Annotated in this window: 15 protein-coding genes and 1 tRNA gene; 10 read left to right on the forward strand and 6 right to left on the reverse strand. The window is 41.1% G+C overall.

Annotated features, from left to right (window positions below):
• Window positions 1-203 precede the first annotated feature (203 nt).
• Together ydiJ and menI are read left to right on the forward strand one after the other, a co-directional pair.
• A complete protein-coding gene (ydiJ, locus tag C6H66_RS06645; RefSeq protein ID WP_105395151.1) occupies window positions 204-3,263 on the forward strand; it encodes a D-2-hydroxyglutarate dehydrogenase YdiJ in 3,060 nt (1,019 codons plus the stop codon).
• Window positions 3,260-3,676, forward strand: a complete 417-nt coding sequence (gene menI / locus C6H66_RS06650) for a 1,4-dihydroxy-2-naphthoyl-CoA hydrolase (RefSeq protein WP_036805375.1) — start codon at window positions 3,260-3,262, stop codon at window positions 3,674-3,676. Before ydiJ ends, menI begins: the two co-directional genes overlap by 4 nt.
• A 402-nt stretch (window positions 3,677-4,078) precedes the next feature.
• On the opposite strand, the gene C6H66_RS06655 is transcribed toward menI, so the two are convergent.
• The 3 genes from C6H66_RS06655 to C6H66_RS06665 all read right to left on the reverse strand — a co-directional run bounded on the left by C6H66_RS06655 (window position 4,079) and on the right by C6H66_RS06665 (window position 5,972).
• Window positions 4,079-4,309, reverse strand: coding sequence for a Hok/Gef family protein (locus C6H66_RS06655; RefSeq protein WP_422615598.1), 231 nt, complete (start codon window positions 4,307-4,309; stop codon window positions 4,079-4,081).
• 809 nt (window positions 4,310-5,118) lie between these two features.
• Window positions 5,119-5,394 (reverse strand): Hok/Gef family protein, encoded by a 276-nt coding sequence (locus tag C6H66_RS27595; protein ID WP_422615599.1) that lies wholly within the window; start codon window positions 5,392-5,394, stop codon window positions 5,119-5,121.
• A gap of 419 nt (window positions 5,395-5,813) precedes the next feature.
• The gene (locus tag C6H66_RS06665) at window positions 5,814-5,972 is read right to left on the reverse strand and encodes a Hok/Gef family protein (RefSeq protein ID WP_071824117.1); all 159 of its coding nucleotides are present in this window, start codon (window positions 5,970-5,972) and stop codon (window positions 5,814-5,816) included.
• Between the two features lie 747 nt (window positions 5,973-6,719).
• Between C6H66_RS06665 and sufA the strand changes: the two genes are divergently transcribed.
• The 7 genes from sufA (at window position 6,720) to C6H66_RS06700 (ending at window position 13,537) form a co-directional block, all read left to right on the forward strand.
• Complete coding sequence (gene sufA, locus C6H66_RS06670) at window positions 6,720-7,088, forward strand: Fe-S cluster assembly scaffold SufA (protein ID WP_046395358.1); 369 nt, start codon at window positions 6,720-6,722, stop codon at window positions 7,086-7,088.
• 12 nt (window positions 7,089-7,100) lie between these two features.
• Window positions 7,101-8,597: a Fe-S cluster assembly protein SufB gene (gene sufB / locus C6H66_RS06675; protein WP_105395152.1), complete on the forward strand. Its 1,497-nt coding sequence runs from the start codon at window positions 7,101-7,103 to the stop codon at window positions 8,595-8,597.
• Between the two features lie 55 nt (window positions 8,598-8,652).
• Entirely contained in the window at window positions 8,653-9,399 is a 747-nt protein-coding gene (sufC, locus tag C6H66_RS06680; RefSeq protein ID WP_105395153.1) for a Fe-S cluster assembly ATPase SufC, read from the forward strand.
• A complete protein-coding gene (gene sufD, locus C6H66_RS06685; protein WP_105395154.1) occupies window positions 9,374-10,687 on the forward strand; it encodes a Fe-S cluster assembly protein SufD in 1,314 nt (437 codons plus the stop codon). The genes sufC and sufD overlap by 26 nt, the downstream gene beginning before the upstream one ends.
• The gene (gene sufS / locus C6H66_RS06690; protein WP_105395155.1) at window positions 10,684-11,922 is read left to right on the forward strand and encodes a cysteine desulfurase SufS; all 1,239 of its coding nucleotides are present in this window, start codon (window positions 10,684-10,686) and stop codon (window positions 11,920-11,922) included. The genes sufD and sufS overlap by 4 nt, the downstream gene beginning before the upstream one ends.
• A 12-nt stretch (window positions 11,923-11,934) precedes the next feature.
• Window positions 11,935-12,351 (forward strand): cysteine desulfuration protein SufE, encoded by a 417-nt coding sequence (gene sufE / locus C6H66_RS06695; RefSeq protein ID WP_036805400.1) that lies wholly within the window; start codon window positions 11,935-11,937, stop codon window positions 12,349-12,351.
• Window positions 12,352-12,466: 115 nt separating this feature from the next.
• Complete coding sequence (locus C6H66_RS06700; protein ID WP_046395352.1) at window positions 12,467-13,537, forward strand: L,D-transpeptidase family protein; 1,071 nt, start codon at window positions 12,467-12,469, stop codon at window positions 13,535-13,537.
• A 110-nt stretch (window positions 13,538-13,647) separates the two neighbouring features.
• Here the strand turns inward: C6H66_RS06700 and C6H66_RS06705 are convergent, their stop codons facing one another.
• Window positions 13,648-13,884: a major outer membrane lipoprotein gene (locus C6H66_RS06705; RefSeq protein ID WP_036805405.1), complete on the reverse strand. Its 237-nt coding sequence runs from the start codon at window positions 13,882-13,884 to the stop codon at window positions 13,648-13,650.
• Window positions 13,885-14,325: 441 nt separating this feature from the next.
• Between C6H66_RS06705 and C6H66_RS06710 the strand changes: the two genes are divergently transcribed.
• The gene (locus C6H66_RS06710) at window positions 14,326-15,177 is read left to right on the forward strand and encodes an enoyl-CoA hydratase-related protein (protein ID WP_105395156.1); all 852 of its coding nucleotides are present in this window, start codon (window positions 14,326-14,328) and stop codon (window positions 15,175-15,177) included.
• Window positions 15,178-16,235: 1,058 nt separating this feature from the next.
• On the opposite strand, the gene pykF is transcribed toward C6H66_RS06710, so the two are convergent.
• Complete coding sequence (gene pykF, locus C6H66_RS06715; protein WP_046395350.1) at window positions 16,236-17,645, reverse strand: pyruvate kinase PykF; 1,410 nt, start codon at window positions 17,643-17,645, stop codon at window positions 16,236-16,238.
• A gap of 460 nt (window positions 17,646-18,105) precedes the next feature.
• Window positions 18,106-18,182 (reverse strand) — tRNA-Val (locus tag C6H66_RS06720).
• Between the last annotated feature and the right edge of the window lie 72 nt (window positions 18,183-18,254).

Genomic DNA, 18,254 nt, shown 5'->3' on the forward strand with positions numbered 1-18,254 from the left:
TTGAGTGGCGCTAAAGATAATGAATAAATAGGATGTTATCTATAGGTTACTCAAAATGGGTGAATATTATGATAAGGTAAACGCTTGCCTTCTCAGACAAATCAGTTAACGGTGGTAAATGATTACGGCTGATTAAGGCATTGATTCAAAGATAGTATAAATGGAGCAATGTGGACACTCATTTTAAAAGGGTCAAAACGACAATGATCCCACGCATATCACAAGCACCGCACGTCAGTGAGGTCGCACAGAAGTTCTTGGATACATTAAAGGAACAAGGATTTACCGGAGATGTTGCAAGCAGTTATGCCGATCGTCTGACAATGGCGACAGATAACAGTATCTACCAACTCTTACCACAGGCTGTCGTTTTCCCCCGATCCAGTGCCGATGTGGTTTTATTGGCTCGCGTCGCCGGTGAAAAAGAGTATCAGAATTTGACATTTACTCCACGCGGTGGCGGTACAGGTACAAACGGTCAGGCGCTTAATGATGGTGTGGTGGTGGATATGTCCCGCTATATGAATCATATCCTTGAGATTAACCCAGAGCAAGGTTGGGTCAGAGTTGAAGCAGGGGTGATTAAAGACCAACTAAACCAATATTTGCGTCCATATGGTTATTTCTTCTCACCAGAACTTTCAACCAGTAACCGTGCAACATTGGGCGGCATGATTAATACCGACGCATCCGGTCAGGGTTCACTCGTCTATGGTAAAACTTCTGATCATGTTCTTAGCCTGCGGGCCGTTCTATTAGGGGGGGAATTACTTGATACCCGCGCTATGGATATAGCCCAGGCGGAATCGATTGCGCAAGAAGATTCGGTTGTCGGTCGCATTTATAACACGGTGCTTAGTCGTTGCCGTGAACAACGTGAACTTATTGTTGAAAAATTCCCCAAACTCAATCGTTTTCTGACCGGTTACGATTTGCGCCATGTTTTCAGTGACGATATGCAGAAATTTGACTTGGGGCGTATCTTAACTGGTTCAGAAGGAACACTCGCTTTTATTACCGAAGCGGTTTTGGATATTACCCCGCTGCCGAAAGTCAGGCGGTTGGTGAATGTGAAATATGATTCATTTGATTCTGCATTGCGTAATGCTCCTTTTATGGTGAAGGCAAAGGCGTTATCGGTTGAAACCGTGGATTCCAAGGTGTTGAATTTGGCGCGTGAGGATATCGTCTGGCATTCAGTTAAGGAGTTGATCACTGATGTTCCTAACAAAGATATGCAGGGGTTGAATATTGTTGAATTCAGTGGCGATGATCAACCTTTGATAGAGCGGCAAGTAGAAACACTTTGTCAGCGCCTTGATGAACTGATGGATAGCAAGCAAGCAGGGGTTATTGGCTATCAAATTTGCCGAGAGTTAGCTGATATTGAGCGTATTTATGCAATGCGCAAGAAAGCGGTTGGCTTATTGGGTAACAGTAAAGGTGCGGCGAAACCCATTCCTTTTGTGGAAGATACATGTGTGCCGCCACAGCATCTTGCTGATTATATTGCGGAATTCCGACAGCTATTGGATAGCTATCATCTCAATTATGGCATGTTTGGTCATGTGGATGCGGGGGTGTTGCATGTTCGGCCAGCGCTGGATATGTGTGATCCTCAGCAAGAGATACTGATGAAACAGATTTCTGATGAAATTGTCAGTCTTACGGCACGTTATGGTGGTTTATTGTGGGGAGAGCATGGTAAAGGATTTCGTGCTGAATACAGCCCTGAATTTTTCGGTAGTATCTTGTATGAAGAATTACGCCGGATTAAGGCTGCCTTTGACCCGAATAACCGCTTGAATCCGGGTAAAATTTGTCCGCCGATGGGGATTGATGCCCCTATGATGAAAGTCGATGCTGTTAAGCGAGGAACATATGATCGGACAATTCCGGTAAATGTCAGGAATACATTCCGTGGCGCTATGGAATGTAATGGGAATGGGCTTTGCTTTAATTTCGATGTAAAAAGCCCGATGTGTCCATCGATGAAAGTGAGTCAGCAGCGTATCCATTCGCCGAAAGGACGTGCGACACTCGTGCGCGAATGGCTGCGTCTTTTAACTGAACAGGGTGTGGCTCCGACACTACTGAAACAGGGATTAGAACAAAAACGACCAAGTTTACGTGGGTTGATTGAGAAGACTCGCAATAGCTGGCAGGCATGGCGCGGGGAGTATGACTTTTCTCACGAAGTGAAAGAGGCAATGTCGGGTTGTCTGGCATGCAAAGCTTGCTCAACACAGTGCCCGATTAAAATTGATGTTCCGTCATTTCGCGCACGTTTTCTTGAGTTATATCATGGTCGCTATTTTCGCCCTTTACGTGATCATATTGTGGCGAGTGCGGAAAGCAGCACGCCATTAATGGCTAAGGTTCCTCGGGTCTTTAATTTCTTCCTGAAACAGCCGTGGATACAAGAATTGAGTCGCCGAACTATCGGCATGGTGGATTTACCCTTGTTATCCAGCCCGACGCTGTACCAACAACTGGCGGGGCATTATGCGCTTTCTACCACGCTGGAACAGCTTGAAAAAATGGATCAGGCTCATCGTAACGAACATGTATTGATCGTTCAGGACCCATTCACTAGCTATTACGACGCTAAAGTTGTGGCTGATTTTGCCTGTTTGGTAGAGAAATTGGGATATAAACCAGTATTACTGCCATTTTCGCCAAACGGTAAAGCACAACATATCAAAGGATTTTTATCCCGTTTTGCTAAAACGGCCAAGAAGACGTCAGATTTCCTGAACCGGGTTGCTGAGTTGGGAATTCCTATGGTTGGTGTCGATCCGGCGCTGGTTTTGTGCTACCGGGACGAATATAAAGAAATTCTGGGAGAACAGCGTGGAAAGTTTGAGGTTCAGCTTGTTCATGAATGGTTGATTAACGCCTTGCCAGAAAAAAGTGATCATGAAGAAAAATCAGGTGATAAATGGTATCTATTTGGACATTGTACTGAAGTGACTATGCTACCGGGCAGTAGTCAACAATGGGGAAAAATTTTCCATCGGTTGGGTAGCAAGCTGGATAATATCAGTGTAGGCTGCTGTGGCATGGCTGGAACCTATGGTCATGAAAACAAAAACATAGAACACTCTATTGGTATCTATAAATTATCCTGGCAACCTGCCTTACAGAAATTACCATTGGAGCGCTGTCTAAGCTCCGGTTATTCCTGCCGCAGTCAGGTTAAACGGATAGAAGGGCAAGTACTTAAGCATCCGTTGCAAGCTTTATTGGAGATAATCCCATGATTTGGAAACGTGATATTGGACTGGATAGCCTAAATCAAGTAAATAGCCAATGTATGATGGGCCATCTGGGCATAAAAATCACGCATATCGGTGATGACTATATTGAAGGCACAATGCCGGTTGATCATCGCACCCGTCAGCCATTTGGTTTATTGCATGGCGGGGCATCTGTTGTGCTGGCAGAATCACTCGGTTCTTTAGCTGGGTATCTCTGTTCCGAAGGTGAGAAAAAAGTTGTTGGATTGGAAATTAATGCTAACCATATTCGGTCAGTTCGTAGTGGTGAAGTGAAAGGCGTGTGTAAACCTCTTCATATTGGCCGTAATCACCAAGTGTGGCGAATTGATATTTTTGATGAGCGGCAACATTTGTGCTGTACCTCTCGGTTAACCACATCAGTTTTGCCTGGATAAAATATAAAACAAAAATGAAAGTAGGTTATTGTATGGATAAATAACCTACTATTTAAGTGAAAAGGTTATTTTTCACAGTAATTGAATTTAATTGTGATAACCTTTAAGAAGTATATGTATTTATGTAACTTATCGATGTTTTTATAATATTATGGGTTGTTTGATTGTATATGTCCGATGAATATAAATGGTGAATTATTTTAAAATAATTAATATTGGAATAGGGAAAGATCTAATTATAAATTTTTATTCAAATCTGTAAATTCTGATATATTAATTAATGCTAAAGTTTCAGCAGTTTTAATTTGCGTTAAATTCCACTTAAATATGAAGGGTGCCTGAGAACCAAGTCATAACAACATCTAAAAGGGCGGGAGTAAAAACCTCCCGCCTAAGGTTGCCTTACCTGTTGCTGGATTCGTAAGCCATGCTTGCCGCAACCTCTGTATTACCTCGTTTGATATGGAGTTTACAGATTGAACCCCTTGTTATCCACGTGAATATGAGTAATGTCACACAAATAATGATCAAACTCAATATTGCGATTTTTTGCGGCTTCATAGCCTTCTCTCCTTGCTTTTTTTCAGGTAAGAGGCTAGCCTTATGTTGTTGATGCATATGGAGTAGCCTCATTTCGATTTATAGTCGGATGGGGCTTTTCTCTTTCTGCCTGGAACATAATGCTCAAGACAGAAAGTCTCAAGCACCCGGAGGCAGTATACTTTTATTCATCTAAGATGCAAGATATTGAAAATATTTATTATAGTCACGTAATACCTTCGAATTAAATTAACCAGCTAGTAAAGCCATTAATAAAGAAAGGAAGGGGTGTTGATGATGGAATATATAGATAATATTGTTTTTTAATGTGTTTAATTAATTGAATTGATTAAATATAAATTCTATTTTTATATATCCGTGTGAACAGGATTAATGTCACACAAATAATGATCAAACTCAATATTGCGATTTTTTGCGGCTTCATCGCCTTCTCTCCTTGCTTTTTATCAGGTAAGAGGCTAGCCTTATGTTGTTGACCATAGGAGTAGCCTCATTTCGATTTATAGTCGGATGGGGCTTTTCTCTTTCTGCCTGGAACATAATGCTCAAGACAGAAAGTCTCAAGCACCCGGAGGCAGTATACTTTTATTCATATAAGATGCAAGATCTTGAAAATATTTATTATTGTCATGTAATACCTTCGAATTAAATTAGCCAGCCAGTCAAACTATTAATAAAAAGGGAAGAAATGTTGAAAATGGAATATATAGATAAAATTGTTTTTTAATACGTTTAATTAATTGCGTCGATTAAATAGAAACTCTATTTGCATATATAATAATAGCCCCCCTATTTTCCACTTAAATATAAAGGGTGCCTGAGAACCAAGTCATAACAACATCTCAAAGGGCGGGAGTAAAAACCTCCCGCCGAAGGTTGCCTTACCTGTTGCTGGATTCGTAAGCCATGATTGCCGCAACCTCTGTATTACCTCGTTTGATATGGAGTTTACAGATTGAACCCCTGGTTATCCACGTGAATATAAGTAACGTCACACAAATAATGATCAAACTAAATATTGCGATTTTTTGCGGCTTCATAGCCTTCTCTCCTTGCTTTTTGCCAGGTAAGAGGCTAACCTTATGTTGTTTACGCATAGGAGTAGCCTCATTTCGATTTATAGTCGGATGGGGCTTTTCTCTTTCTGCCTGAAACATAATTCTTACTTAGAACATAATGCTCAAGACAGAAAGTCTCAAGCACCCGGAGGCAGTATACGTTTATTCGCATGAGAATCAAGATCTTGAAAATATTTATTATGGTCACGTAATACCTTCGAATTAAATTAGCAAGTTAGTAAAATTATTAATAAAAAGGGAATAAATGTTGAAAATGGAATATATAGATAAAATTGTTTTTTAATGCATTTGATTAATTAAATAGAAAATATATAATAACAACCTCTATTTTACATCTCCGGTTAACGATGTTGCACTTATTATGTGAATCCAAGAATGACAGAGTTTCAGTAGCTTTAATTTATGCTTAATGCCGCTTAAATATGAAGGGTGCCTGAGAACCAAGTCATAACAACATCTAAAAGGGCGGGAGTAAAAACTTCCCGCCTAAGGTTGCCTTACCTGTCGCTGGATTCGTAAGCCATGATTGCCGCAACCTCTGTATTACCTCGTTTGATATGGAGTTTACAGATTGAACCCCTTGTTATCCACGTGAATATGAGTAATGTCACACAAATAATGATCAAACTAAATATTGCGATTTTTTGCGGCTTCATAGCCTTCTCTCCTTGCTTTTTATCAGGTAAGAGGCTAGCCTTACGTTGCTAGGCATAGGGGTAGCCTCATTTCGATTTATAGTCGGATGGGGCTTTTCTCTTTCTGCCTGGAACATAATGCTCAAGACAGAAAGTCTCAAGCACCCGGAGGCAGTATACTTTTATTCATATAAGATGCAAGATATTGAAAATATTTATTATTGTCATGTAATACCTTCGAATTAAATTAGCCAGCCAGTCAAACTATTAATAAAAAGGGAAGAAATGTTGAAAATGGAATATATAGATTAAATTGTTTCTTAATGCGTTTAATTAATTGCGTCGATTAAATAGAAATTTAATTTGCATATACAATAATAGCAATCCCCATTCTTTATCTCCGGTTAACTATGTCAATTTTGTCTGGCTGCTATTTTCATACCGGGGATGAAGCCATTCTCCTGTGTATCTGAAAGCTCGTATCGATAGTATTTCTGATGAACTTTTTGTGCTTTTGTTTTACGCCAATAAGTAAAGGATAGCACAATTGATCAAACTAATAATTTATAGATAAAACAGTAAATTAAAGAGATACCTTCATATGAAATGAACATAAATTATCGCATTCGAATAAAATTTAACCTTATTAAGGTATATCCTCTTAAAACAAATGGTTGAAGTGATAAAGGTTATCATTACCATTATACGGAAGGAGAACACTCCGATAACGGCGGCAAAAATAGCTATGGAACAAATGTGAGGTCAACTATGACAAACAGCGTTGAAACCTTTTCTCTAAATGAAACCGCATGGCAAGGAATTACCATCACCGCGAGAGCCGCGGCGCAGATCCTAAAGTTGATGCAGCAAAACCCACAAAGTAAAGGATTATATCTGGGGGTTAAGCAGTCAGGATGTGCCGGTTTTGGCTATGTGTTTGAGATGGTTAACGAACCCGCGCCTGATGATCTGAGGTATGAAAATGAAGGCGCGTGCCTATATGTCCCTTTGAAAGCCATGCCCTTTATTGATGGTACTGAAGTGGATTTTGTTCGTGAAGGTTTAAATCAGATATTTAAATTCAATAATCCAAAAGCACAACATGCCTGTGGGTGTGGTGAAAGCTTTGGTATATAAGTGTACCAATATATGTCTCAGAGCAATGTAGAAATCAGCGATGATGTGCAGACTTGGCTCAGCGATCATCGCTATAAAGAAGGCTTCTTTACTCAGGTGGCGACGGATGAGTTGGCTAAAGGTTTGAGTGAAGAAGTTGTGCGGGCTATTTCCGCAAAACGCAATGAACCCGAATGGATGCTTGAATTTCGGCTGGAGGCTTATCGCCATTGGTTAGGAATGGAAGAGCCTCATTGGTTGAAAGCCAATTATCCCAATCTTGATTATCAGGATTACAGTTACTATTCAGCACCTTCATGTGGTGCTTGTGATGATAGTTGCAATTCACAATCTGGTGTTGTTCAAGGGACAGGGGCGGAGCAAGCTAATAGCTATTTAACCGCGGAAATTGAAGAAGCGTTTGGTAAGTTGGGTGTTCCTGTACGGGAAGGTGAAGCGGTTGCGGTAGATGCTATTTTTGACTCCGTTTCTGTTTCAACCACCTATCGGGATAAGTTAGCGAAAGAAGGGATTATTTTCTGTTCATTTAGTGAAGCGATACAGGAATATCCTGGATTGGTCCGTAAATACCTCGGCAGTGTAGTTGCAAGCCACGATAACTTTTTTGCCGCATTGAATGCCGCGGTGGCTTCTGATGGTACTTTTGTTTATGTGCCAAAGGGCGTTCGATGCCCAATGGAGCTATCCACCTATTTTCGTATCAACGCTGCGAAAACGGGACAATTTGAGCGCACTATCCTGATTGCTGATGAAGGCAGTTATGTCAGCTATATAGAAGGATGCTCCGCGCCGGTGCGTGATAGCTATCAACTTCATGCCGCTGTTGTCGAAGTGATTATCCATAAAGATGCTGAAGTGAAATATTCCACGGTACAAAACTGGTTCTCAGGTGGCGACAGTGCAGGGGGGATTCTCAACTTTGTCACTAAAAGAGCGTTATGTGAGGGCGAAAATGCCAAAATGTCTTGGACGCAATCGGAAACAGGTTCCGCAATTACCTGGAAATATCCCAGTGTGATCTTGCAAGGGGATAACTCGATTGGCGAGTTTTTCTCCGTTGCTCTGACTAACGGTACTCAACAGGCAGATACCGGTACCAAGATGATCCACATTGGCCGTAACACTAAATCGACCATCATTTCAAAGGGTATTTCTGCCGGTCGTAGTCAGAACAGTTATCGTGGGTTGGTCAAAATATTACCGGGAGCAGAAAACGCCCGTAACTATACCCAATGTGACTCCATGTTGATTGGTACTGAATGTGGCGCGCATACATTCCCTTATGTAGAAGTACAGAACAATACGGCGCAACTGGAGCATGAAGCGACAACTTCTCGCATTGGTGAAGATCAATTGTTCTATTGTTTGCAACGTGGCATCAGTGAAGATGATGCGATTTCCATGATCGTTAATGGATTCTGTAAGGATGTGTTCTCTGAACTTCCCCTGGAATTTGCCGTTGAAGCACAAAAGTTGCTGGCGATCAGCCTTGAACACAGTGTCGGATGAGTTTTCCCGGTTTCTTTTTTATGACAGAACGTTAAGTCGTTCGAAGGCATGTAATATGTTAAGTATTAAAAATTTACGAGTCAGTGTTGAAGGTAATGAAATCTTAAAAGGATTAAACCTTGAAGTTAAACCGGGTGAAATTCATGCCATTATGGGGCCGAATGGCTCCGGTAAAAGTACATTATCAGCAACGTTAGCTGGCCGTGAAGAGTATGAAATTGGTGATGGTGAAATCACCTTTAAAGGTAAAGATTTACTTGGATTTGAGCCAGAAGAGCGAGCCGGGGAGGGGATTTTCCTCGCTTTTCAATATCCGGTGGAAATTCCGGGTGTCAGTAATCAGTTTTTCCTACAAACCGCAGTGAATGCTGTCCGCCAATATCGCCGTCAGGAGCCGCTGGATCGCTTTGATTTTGCCGATTTTATCGAAGAGAAAATTGAATTGTTGGATATGCCGCCGGATTTGCTGACACGTTCAGTCAATGTCGGCTTTTCCGGTGGCGAGAAAAAACGTAATGATATTCTGCAAATGGCCGCGCTGGAGCCGACACTTTGTATTCTGGATGAGACAGATTCAGGGCTGGATATTGATGCATTGAAAATTGTGGCTAATGGCGTGAACTCCTTACGTGATCAGAATCGCTCATTTATTATTGTGACCCATTACCAACGTATTTTGGATTATGTGACACCCGATTTTGTGCATGTACTTTATCAGGGACGAATTATTAAATCCGGTGATTTCAGTTTGGCGAAAAAGTTGGAGGAGCAAGGTTATGGCTGGCTTATTGACCAACAGTGAAAAAGCTGAAAAGGTGCGGCAGGTTGCAGAACGTAACCAGCAAGCGTTAGCACGTTTTGCAAATTTATATCGTTGTCGTCATGGTGAGAATTCATCTCATGCCAGTTTGCATTGGCAACGAGTCACTCAAACCGGCTTTCCCCAATTCAGACATGAAGATTGGCGTTATACTCGGCTGGATAAATTGTTAAATCAGCAATACAGCAGCGAAACTTGGGAATTGACAGTAGCACAATGTGAACAACTGGCGATTCCAATGGATTGTTGGCGTGTCGTTATGGTGGATGGCTGTTTTTCACCTTTATTGAGTTCCTGTGATTTTGGACCCTATCAGCTCAATTTACTGGATAATAAAAGTGGGCTTCCGGCACCGGTACAGGGTGAGATTTTTCTGCATCTGACAGAGAGTTTGGCCCAACAGCCTTTGGTTATTACGTTAAAGGCTGGACAAGTAGCAGAAAAGCCCTTGTACCTGTTGAATATAACCAGTGGTCATGGTGGTGAAGAATTGAATACCAGTCATTACCGCTACCATATTGTCGTAGGCACGAATGCGAGTGCCAGCGTGATCGAACATTTCGCCAGTATTGATGGACAGCAACCTCATATGACAGGCAGCCGATTAACTGCGGAAGTGGGTGACAATGCTCATTTTGCCCATATAAAACTGGGGGTTGAGAATAGTGCGAGTTATCACTTTGCACATAGCGATATTGTGATTGGTCGTGATGCTCAAGTAAAAAGCACCAGCTTTTTATTAGGTTCTGGGCTTGGCCGACACAATGCCAGTGTTAAGTTGGATGGCGAAGGGGCCAATTTGTCGTTGAATAGCTTACTGTTGCCACAAGGAAAAGAGGTCGCCGATACTCGTACTTATTTGGAACATAATAAAGGGCATTGTGAAAGCCGTCAGTTGCATAAAACCATTGTGATGGATCAGAGCAAAGCGGTATTTAACGGCGTGATCAAAGTGGCGCCTCATGCATTGAAAACTGACGGACAAATGACCAATAACAATTTGTTGTTAGGTAAACAGGCAGAAGTGGATACCAAGCCCCAACTGGAAATTTACGCTGACGATGTGAAATGCAGTCATGGTGCGACCGTTGGCCGGATAGATGAAGAGCAACTGTTTTATCTGCAATCACGTGGTATCAACCGACGTGATGCAGAGCATATGATGGTATTTGCTTTTGCTGCTGAGCTTACTGAATCTATTGCAGATGAATCCCTGAAGAGCGCGGTGATGAAACACATTAAGCACCGTTTAGCGGGAGTGGAAAAATGACTTTTTCTGTAAAAAAGGTGCGGCAAGATTTTCCGGTGTTAGCTCAACAGGTTAATGGTCATCCACTGGTTTATCTTGATAGTGCAGCCAGTGCTCAGAAGCCGGTTTCGGTTATTGAACGAGAAAGTGAATTTTGTTCACACCAGTATGCGTCAGTTCACCGGGGAATTCATACCCTGAGTTCTGCGGCTACTCGGATGGTTGAAAATGTGCGTCATCAGATGGCGCAATTTATTCATGCTCGAAGTGATGAAGAGATTGTGTTCGTCAAGGGTACGACGGAAGGGATTAACCTGGTTGTTAACAGTTATGGCCGCAAATTTATCAATAGCGGCGATAATATTGTTATTACTGAAATGGAGCATCATGCCAATATCGTTCCGTGGTATATGTTGGCAGAACAGATTGGGTTTGAAATCAGAATATGGCCGTTGAATGAGAATGGCGAATTGGATCACGCAATTTTGGCTTCTTTGATTGATTCACGTACTAAATTACTCTCTTTTACTCACCTTTCTAATGTGCTTGGCACCGTGAATCCTGTACGTCAAATCATCAAACAGGCAAGAAAACTGGCTAATGAGCAGGGAAGTCGGTTACCTATTCTGGTCGATGGCGCTCAAGCCATTATGCATAAGAAAGTTGATGTGCAGGATCTGGACTGCGATTTCTATGTTTTTTCCAGCCACAAATTATATGGTCCAACAGGCATTGGTGTGCTTTATGGGCGTAAATCCCTGCTGGATGCTATGCCACCTTGGGAAGGGGGTGGCGCGATGATAAAACAGGTTAGCCTGCAAAAGGGGATAACCTATGCAGAATCACCGTGGCGATTTGAGGCGGGAACCCCAAATATTACGGGAATTATTGGGCTTGGTGCTGCTGTCGATTATGTTACTTCACTTGGGCTGGATGAAATTCAGCAACATGAACAGGCACTGATGGATTATGCGATGGCACGGCTGAAAGAGGTCAGAACCCTGAAATTGTATGGTCCTGAGCGACGTCAGGGGGTTATTGCGTTCAACCTTGGTCAGCACCATGCTTATGATGTGGGAAGTTTCCTTGATCAATATGGAATAGCGATCCGTACCGGACATCATTGTGCCCTTCCTTTGATGGAGCATTATCACGTTTCCAGTATGTGTAGGGCATCATTGGCGATTTATACTACGCAAGAAGATATTGATGCGCTTGTTGTTGCATTGCAGCGAATAGAACAGTTACTGGGTTGAAAGGAAAAAGTCATGGCAAGTTTGCCCGACACAAATAAGTTGTTACGTAATTTTTCCCGTTGTCAGAACTGGGAAGAAAGATATCTCTATATGATTGAATTGGGGGCGAGGTTGCCTCCTCTTACTGACGAACAACGCCAACCTGAGAATTTAATCGCAGGTTGCCAGAGTCAGGTGTGGATACTGCTGAGAACGAATCACCAAAACAAAGTGGAATTTATTGGCGACAGTGATGCCGCTATTGTTAAAGGGTTGGTTGCGATTGTCTTTATCCTGTTTCAGGATAAAACGCCCCAGGAGATTTTGGCTTTGGAGGTGACTGAATATTTTGGAAAATTGTCTTTGGAGCAACATCTGACACCCTCACGTACGCAGGGGCTGCATGCGATGATATGCGCCATCCGAAATAGGGCAAGTAAAATGGTTTAAATACTAGTCTTACGAGTTTCTTTCACTACTGATAACATATACGGCCGATAAGGCTTCAACCTTTTACACTTAAATTTATTCGATAACCATTCAGAAGTCATTCCAGGAAGCAAGCATGAAACGAGTTTTAACGTTTATTGGCATGTTATTGTTAAGTGGATTAGCTAACACCGTTAGCGCCACAGAATATACTTTGCCAGCGGCCAATAGCCGTTTAATTGGCGAAAATACGACATTGGTTGTACCCGATGATGGGCGTTCTTTGGAAGCCATTGCTGCCGAATATGAAATTGGTTTATTGGCAATGCTGGAAGCTAACCCTGGTACCGACCCTTATTTGCCTACTCCGGGTTCTGAACTGATTATTCCGTCACAAATGCTGTTGCCTGATACACCGAGGCAGGGGATTGTGATTAACCTTGCAGAACTTAGACTTTACTACTTCCCTAAAGGAAAAAATAAAGTCATCGTTTATCCGATTGGTATTGGGCAACTTGGTCGTAATACGCCAGTGATGACAACATCTGTCAGCCAGTTAATTAAAGATCCAACTTGGACGCCGACTAAGAATATCCGTAAGCATTATGCTGAACAGGGGATTAGCTTACCTGCGGTTGTTCCTGCTGGTCCTGAAAACCCAATGGGCGCATTTGCGTTGCGTTTAGCTGCCGGACGCGGAGAATACTTGATCCACGGTACGAATGCTGATTTTGGTATCGGCATGCGGGTGAGTTCCGGTTGTATCCGTTTACGTCCTGATGATATTGAAACGTTATTCAACACAGTGCCCCGAGGAACGCGAGTACAGATTATCAATGAAGCGGTTAAGTATTCTGTAGAACCAAATGGTGAGCGTTATATTGAAGTACACCAGCCGTTGTCTAAGAAAGAGAATGATGATCCACAAACATTACCTATTGTCCGATCAATCGATTTGAACAAGTTCATTGATAATAGCAAAACGGATAAAAACATTGTTGAACAAGCGATAGTACGCCGTTCTGGTATGCCGGTATTGGTAAGTCAAGGCATAGAACCTGAAACACAACAGGAGTTGCAGGAAGAGAATATCGTGCGGGTAGAGGATGATGTTAAAGGTGCTGAACAAGCGGTGAATAAAGATATATCTGAATCGTTTAAATTACCACCGTTATATCAGCCTGGGCCAATCTATCGGGAAAATTAATATTTTATTGCGGACAGGGAAGTCAGCAAATATTTATCTAACAGAATCCGATGATAAAAAAACGGCGCACAGATAGACTGTGCGCCATTTTTGTACATAATTACAAAAAATTACTTTTTGTAGGAACGAACTTGATTATCCAGACGCTGATTCGCACGAGCTGCATCGTCTTTAGCGGCTTGAATGTCAGTACGTACTGCGTTCACGTCATTGCTCAGTTGATCAACTTTTGCATTCAGAGTCTGAATATCAGAAGTCAGTTGGTCAACCTTAGCAGTGCTTGAACAACCAGCCAACAGAGTAGAAGCCAGAACTACTGCACCCAGTACAATTTTAGTACGATTCATTATAATACCCTCTAGATTTAAGTTAATCTCCAAGTAGCCATGTAAGTATTACACAAAGTTTTTTAGAAAGAGAATAAATTTTTATCATGAAAACCAATTATTTCAATTTTTCTCTTTAACGAGTGGATAATTTTTATCTGAATGTAAAAAAACAAAACCGTTGAGTAACATTTTAATCAAAAAAAGCCTATTCCATGAGGGAATGATATTCTTCGAAATAATTTTAGTTAAAAATTCTTATAAATAAAAAATACAACATCCAAATCATCTTGCATCTATTGAACCATCAGGACATCTCTATTAATGCAGCCATTTTTTATACATAAATTTAGGGTTTCTCTTAAAACAAATTTGTTAACTGAATCTTACTGTAGATGAACAACTTGACAATGTTCAGGTTGAATCCTAGGCTCAAATGCAAACTGGTAAGAGGAGTTTGTTATGTTAACTGATCAATCTAACGAATATTTTGACATCAACATTGACAACGGAGTCGCTCATTTACAACTCAGTCGTCCCGAAAAGGCAAATAGTTTGGCGCTTGGGTTCTGGAAAAGGTTTCCTGAGGCGATAGAGCAACTTAGTCGTTCAGGTGAAGTTCGGGCAATGGTGATCTCAGCACAAGGAAACACATTTTGTGGTGGGCTTGATCTGCAAATTTTTGCCTCCAGCAAAGAGGCTAATACGGCTAATCCTAATGAGCGGGAATCGATGCAGTTCAGCTTATTACAAATGCAGGAGGCGATAAGCGTATTGGAGCATGCACGATTCCCTGTTATTGCCGCGGTGCAAGGCGCCTGTCTTGGCGCGGGTTTTGACTTAATTGCCGCATGCGATTTTTGTTTTGCTGCTGAACATGCGAAGTTTCGTATAGAAGAAACCAATATCGGTATGATGGCTGACTTAGGTATTCTTCAACGTTTGCAACATTTGATCCCTGGGGGTATGGCCCGCTATTTTGCCCTTACTGGAGATACGCTGAGTGCGGCTCAGGCTCATGATTTGGGGCTGGTGGTAAAAGTGTTCCCTTCTACAGAGACATTAATCGAAGGTGCTCTCGCGACTGCCCGACGCATTGCTGATCGGCCTCCTGTTGCCATTAACGGGATTAAACGAGCTATGCTTTACAGCCGTGATCATGGTGTTTATGAATCGCTGCAACAAATAGCACTTTTGCAAGCTTCGATTTTTAGTCGTCAAGATATTCTGTGCTCGATTCAGGCGAAAGCGGCCGGAACAAAAAGTGAGTTCCAGAATTTAAGTGAAGTCGGTAAAGCTTTCGATGAACCATAATTAAGGAAAAGATATTGATGACATACAAAGTGGGTTCTCCGCAAATGATGTAGTGCTGGAAAATGTCATCATTGTCGAGGTTTACGCCATTTTCTGACCATGAGAAAACAGAGAATGGCATTATCATCAATCAGCATATAAGTGGATGGAATAATTTGATCCATATAATGAATATATTAAATGATTTTATTTTCTGTTAATAAATAACTTATAGTCAGATTGTAAATTTTCACAAAAACCAAAATAAATATATTATAATAATATTTCTATTATTATTTAATTTTGATTTATTATTCATGTTGTTATTTATCATTAATAATATTTTAGGTGTTGATAAAATATTATTGTTGTTAGATTTTATTTGACATTCGTGATTAATGATTGGATTGTAGAAATAGGAGTTAATGAGGAATTTTTTAATAACTTTAGATTAGAGATTAGAGTATTAAAAGCGATATTTTTCAGGAGTGAGTTAACCTATTGTCATGTTCATCAACTGAGCTTTTTGCATGTTATTACATGAACGCCAATGAAACTGGCTGGTAATCTGTACTTGCCGTTAGCCAGATGGCGCGGGAAGCAAGGTAGAGATAATATCAATAAGAAAAAGATATTAAATGAAGGAAATAATAAAGGTAGAAGTAAATAACAAAGATACATTATTATATTTTAAAGTTATTAATATAATCATAGGATTTTCTCTGTGTAAATTATTTTTTGATTAAGTAGATAATCTTATTATTTTATGTGTGTTAATAATGCTCATTGTTTTTAAAATACATATGTATTATGGCTGATTATTAAATCTATTCTATTTTAAAGGGATAATTTAAAAGCCAAAATTGAAAATGGCGGTTTTAAATATTTGGCTAATGGTAAATAAGAAGAATAAGGTTATTTTATTATTCGTTGAAATAGATAGAATGGAAATAAATCTGTGATTATGATGATTGGTAAAATAATTTGGTATTGCATCAGTTGATGGAGAAAATCAGATATTTAATGTTCTGAAACACCGCCATATTTGCGGTGTTTCAGAAATAAAACAACTTATTAAATTAAAGTACGTGAACGGACGAGGTGTTGGTTGTACCGCTTGGAACCAAGGCACCGGATACCATAACTACGATTTCACCTTTCTCCGCCAGGCCACTTGCTAGTGCTGCTTCTTTACCAATGCGGTAGAAATCGTCGGTAGAGGCGATTTCTTTAACAATTTGGGTAGAAACGCCCTTAACAAGCAGTAATTGGCGGGCAGTCACTTCATTAGTGGTCAATGCCAGAATAGGAGCGCCAGGGAAGTATTTACGAATGGATTTGGCAGATTTACCGCCATAGGTTGCGACCACAATCAGAGGGGCTTCCAGCTTTTCTGCTGTTTCAACGGCGCCACGACATACCGCTTCGGTTACGCGCAGGTTACGGCAATTGACGGCTTCAATACGGCTTGGCATTACGCGGTCTGTACGTTCACAAATCGTTGCCATGATAGTCACCGCTTCTATTGGATATTTACCTTTTGCACTTTCACCGGAAAGCATAACTGCATCAGTACCATCCAAAATAGCGTTAGCGACGTCACCGGCTTCCGCACGGGTAGGACGCGGGTTTTTAATCATGGAGTCGAGCATTTGAGTTGCAGTGATAACAACTTTGCGAGCAATATTACATTTTTGAATCATCATCTTCTGAGCGAAGATCACTTCTTCTACCGGGATTTCAACGCCCAGATCACCACGGGCAACCATGATCCCGTCAGAAGCTTCCAGAATTTCATCAAAATTGTTCAGACCTTCCTGATTTTCAATTTTAGAGATGATTTGAATATTTTCACCGCCGTGCGCTTTCAAATGTTCACGGATTTCCAGAACATCGGAGCGTTTGCGGATAAAAGAAGCGGCGACGAAATCAACACCTTGTTGGCAACCAAAGATCAAATCTTGTTTATCTTTTTCAGCCAGAGCTGGCAAACTAATGGAAATACCCGGCAGGTTAACACCTTTATTTTCACCTAAGTCACCATTGTTCAAAACTTGGCAAATGACTTCTGATTTAGTGACTTCTTTGACTGTCATGCCGATCAAACCGTCATCGACTAGCACGGTATTACCGGGAGCCAGATCCGCAGGGAAACCACTGTAAGTGACAGCTACACGGTCTTTATTACCGATAACGGAAGTGTCAGTGGTAAAAGTGAAGGTCTGACCAGCGGTTAGAGTGACATCATTACCGCCTTCCAGCTTCATGGTGCGAATTTCCGGGCCTTTAGTATCCAGCAAAATAGCGGCTTGTTTACCTGTCTTAGCTATAACTGAACGGATATTTTGAATACGCTGACCGTGCTCTTCATAGTCTCCATGTGAAAAGTTAAGGCGCATAACATTCATGCCGGCATTCAACAGTTCGGTCAGTTTTTCTTCGGATTCTGTTTTTGGCCCGATAGTACAAACAATTTTGGTTTTTTTCATGACAATCTATCTACAGGTTTTAATTGGATAAAATAGTGAAACCGCCAACTTTATGGCTTGCGCAGATACCATATAGTGTTGAATGTTGCGCAACATCATTAAGGACAGGTGGCGGGGAAGACATGCGGTGCTTTTTGTGCAAGGTTAGGCACATGTAATTATGTGAGTTTATACATACGATTAATCTATAACTTTTCAGTGTTCGGCAAACTAATGAGCTGAAACCATTCAACTGTAAATTGCGCCGTATTATAGAGACTTATTTCTGTGAAATGAATCGAAAAATGATTATGTGAATTAATTATAACGATAAACTGGAAAAATGACGCAGATCTTAGCAAAGAAGGGTTATAACTCATTGAGGAAACTTTTTGTAAACAGCCGACAGTGTATTTTGACAAGGTAAGAGGATCGAACGCAACCAAGAGATAATAAAAGTAAGAAAAGAGATTTGTAGACTTGGTGCGTCCGAGTGGACTCGAACCACCGACCCCCACCATGTCAAGGTGGTGCTCTAACCAACTGAGCTACGGACGCACTAATAGGATTATGCTATCAACCAAACAATATTAACCAAGTAATATTAATCAAGTAATATTAATCAAGTAA

The sequence above is a fragment of the Photorhabdus hindustanensis genome, assembly GCF_002968995.1.
Classification (GTDB): domain Bacteria; phylum Pseudomonadota; class Gammaproteobacteria; order Enterobacterales; family Enterobacteriaceae; genus Photorhabdus; species Photorhabdus akhurstii.

What these genes read in the sequence shown, in the direction of transcription:
- ydiJ (WP_105395151.1), top strand. Translation starts at nt 204, where the DNA reads ATGATCCCACGCATATCACAAGCACCGCACGTCAGTGAGGTCGCACAG.
- menI (WP_036805375.1), top strand. Translation starts at nt 3,260, where the DNA reads ATGATTTGGAAACGTGATATTGGACTGGATAGCCTAAATCAAGTAAAT.
- C6H66_RS06655 (WP_422615598.1), bottom strand. Translation starts at nt 4,309, where the DNA reads ATGAGGCTACTCCATATGCATCAACAACATAAGGCTAGCCTCTTACCT.
- C6H66_RS27595 (WP_422615599.1), bottom strand. Translation starts at nt 5,394, where the DNA reads ATGTTTCAGGCAGAAAGAGAAAAGCCCCATCCGACTATAAATCGAAAT.
- C6H66_RS06665 (WP_071824117.1), bottom strand. Translation starts at nt 5,972, where the DNA reads ATGAAGCCGCAAAAAATCGCAATATTTAGTTTGATCATTATTTGTGTG.
- sufA (WP_046395358.1), top strand. Translation starts at nt 6,720, where the DNA reads ATGACAAACAGCGTTGAAACCTTTTCTCTAAATGAAACCGCATGGCAA.
- sufB (WP_105395152.1), top strand. Translation starts at nt 7,101, where the DNA reads ATGTCTCAGAGCAATGTAGAAATCAGCGATGATGTGCAGACTTGGCTC.
- sufC (WP_105395153.1), top strand. Translation starts at nt 8,653, where the DNA reads ATGTTAAGTATTAAAAATTTACGAGTCAGTGTTGAAGGTAATGAAATC.
- sufD (WP_105395154.1), top strand. Translation starts at nt 9,374, where the DNA reads ATGGCTGGCTTATTGACCAACAGTGAAAAAGCTGAAAAGGTGCGGCAG.
- sufS (WP_105395155.1), top strand. Translation starts at nt 10,684, where the DNA reads ATGACTTTTTCTGTAAAAAAGGTGCGGCAAGATTTTCCGGTGTTAGCT.
- sufE (WP_036805400.1), top strand. Translation starts at nt 11,935, where the DNA reads ATGGCAAGTTTGCCCGACACAAATAAGTTGTTACGTAATTTTTCCCGT.
- C6H66_RS06700 (WP_046395352.1), top strand. Translation starts at nt 12,467, where the DNA reads ATGAAACGAGTTTTAACGTTTATTGGCATGTTATTGTTAAGTGGATTA.
- C6H66_RS06705 (WP_036805405.1), bottom strand. Translation starts at nt 13,884, where the DNA reads ATGAATCGTACTAAAATTGTACTGGGTGCAGTAGTTCTGGCTTCTACT.
- C6H66_RS06710 (WP_105395156.1), top strand. Translation starts at nt 14,326, where the DNA reads ATGTTAACTGATCAATCTAACGAATATTTTGACATCAACATTGACAAC.
- pykF (WP_046395350.1), bottom strand. Translation starts at nt 17,645, where the DNA reads ATGAAAAAAACCAAAATTGTTTGTACTATCGGGCCAAAAACAGAATCC.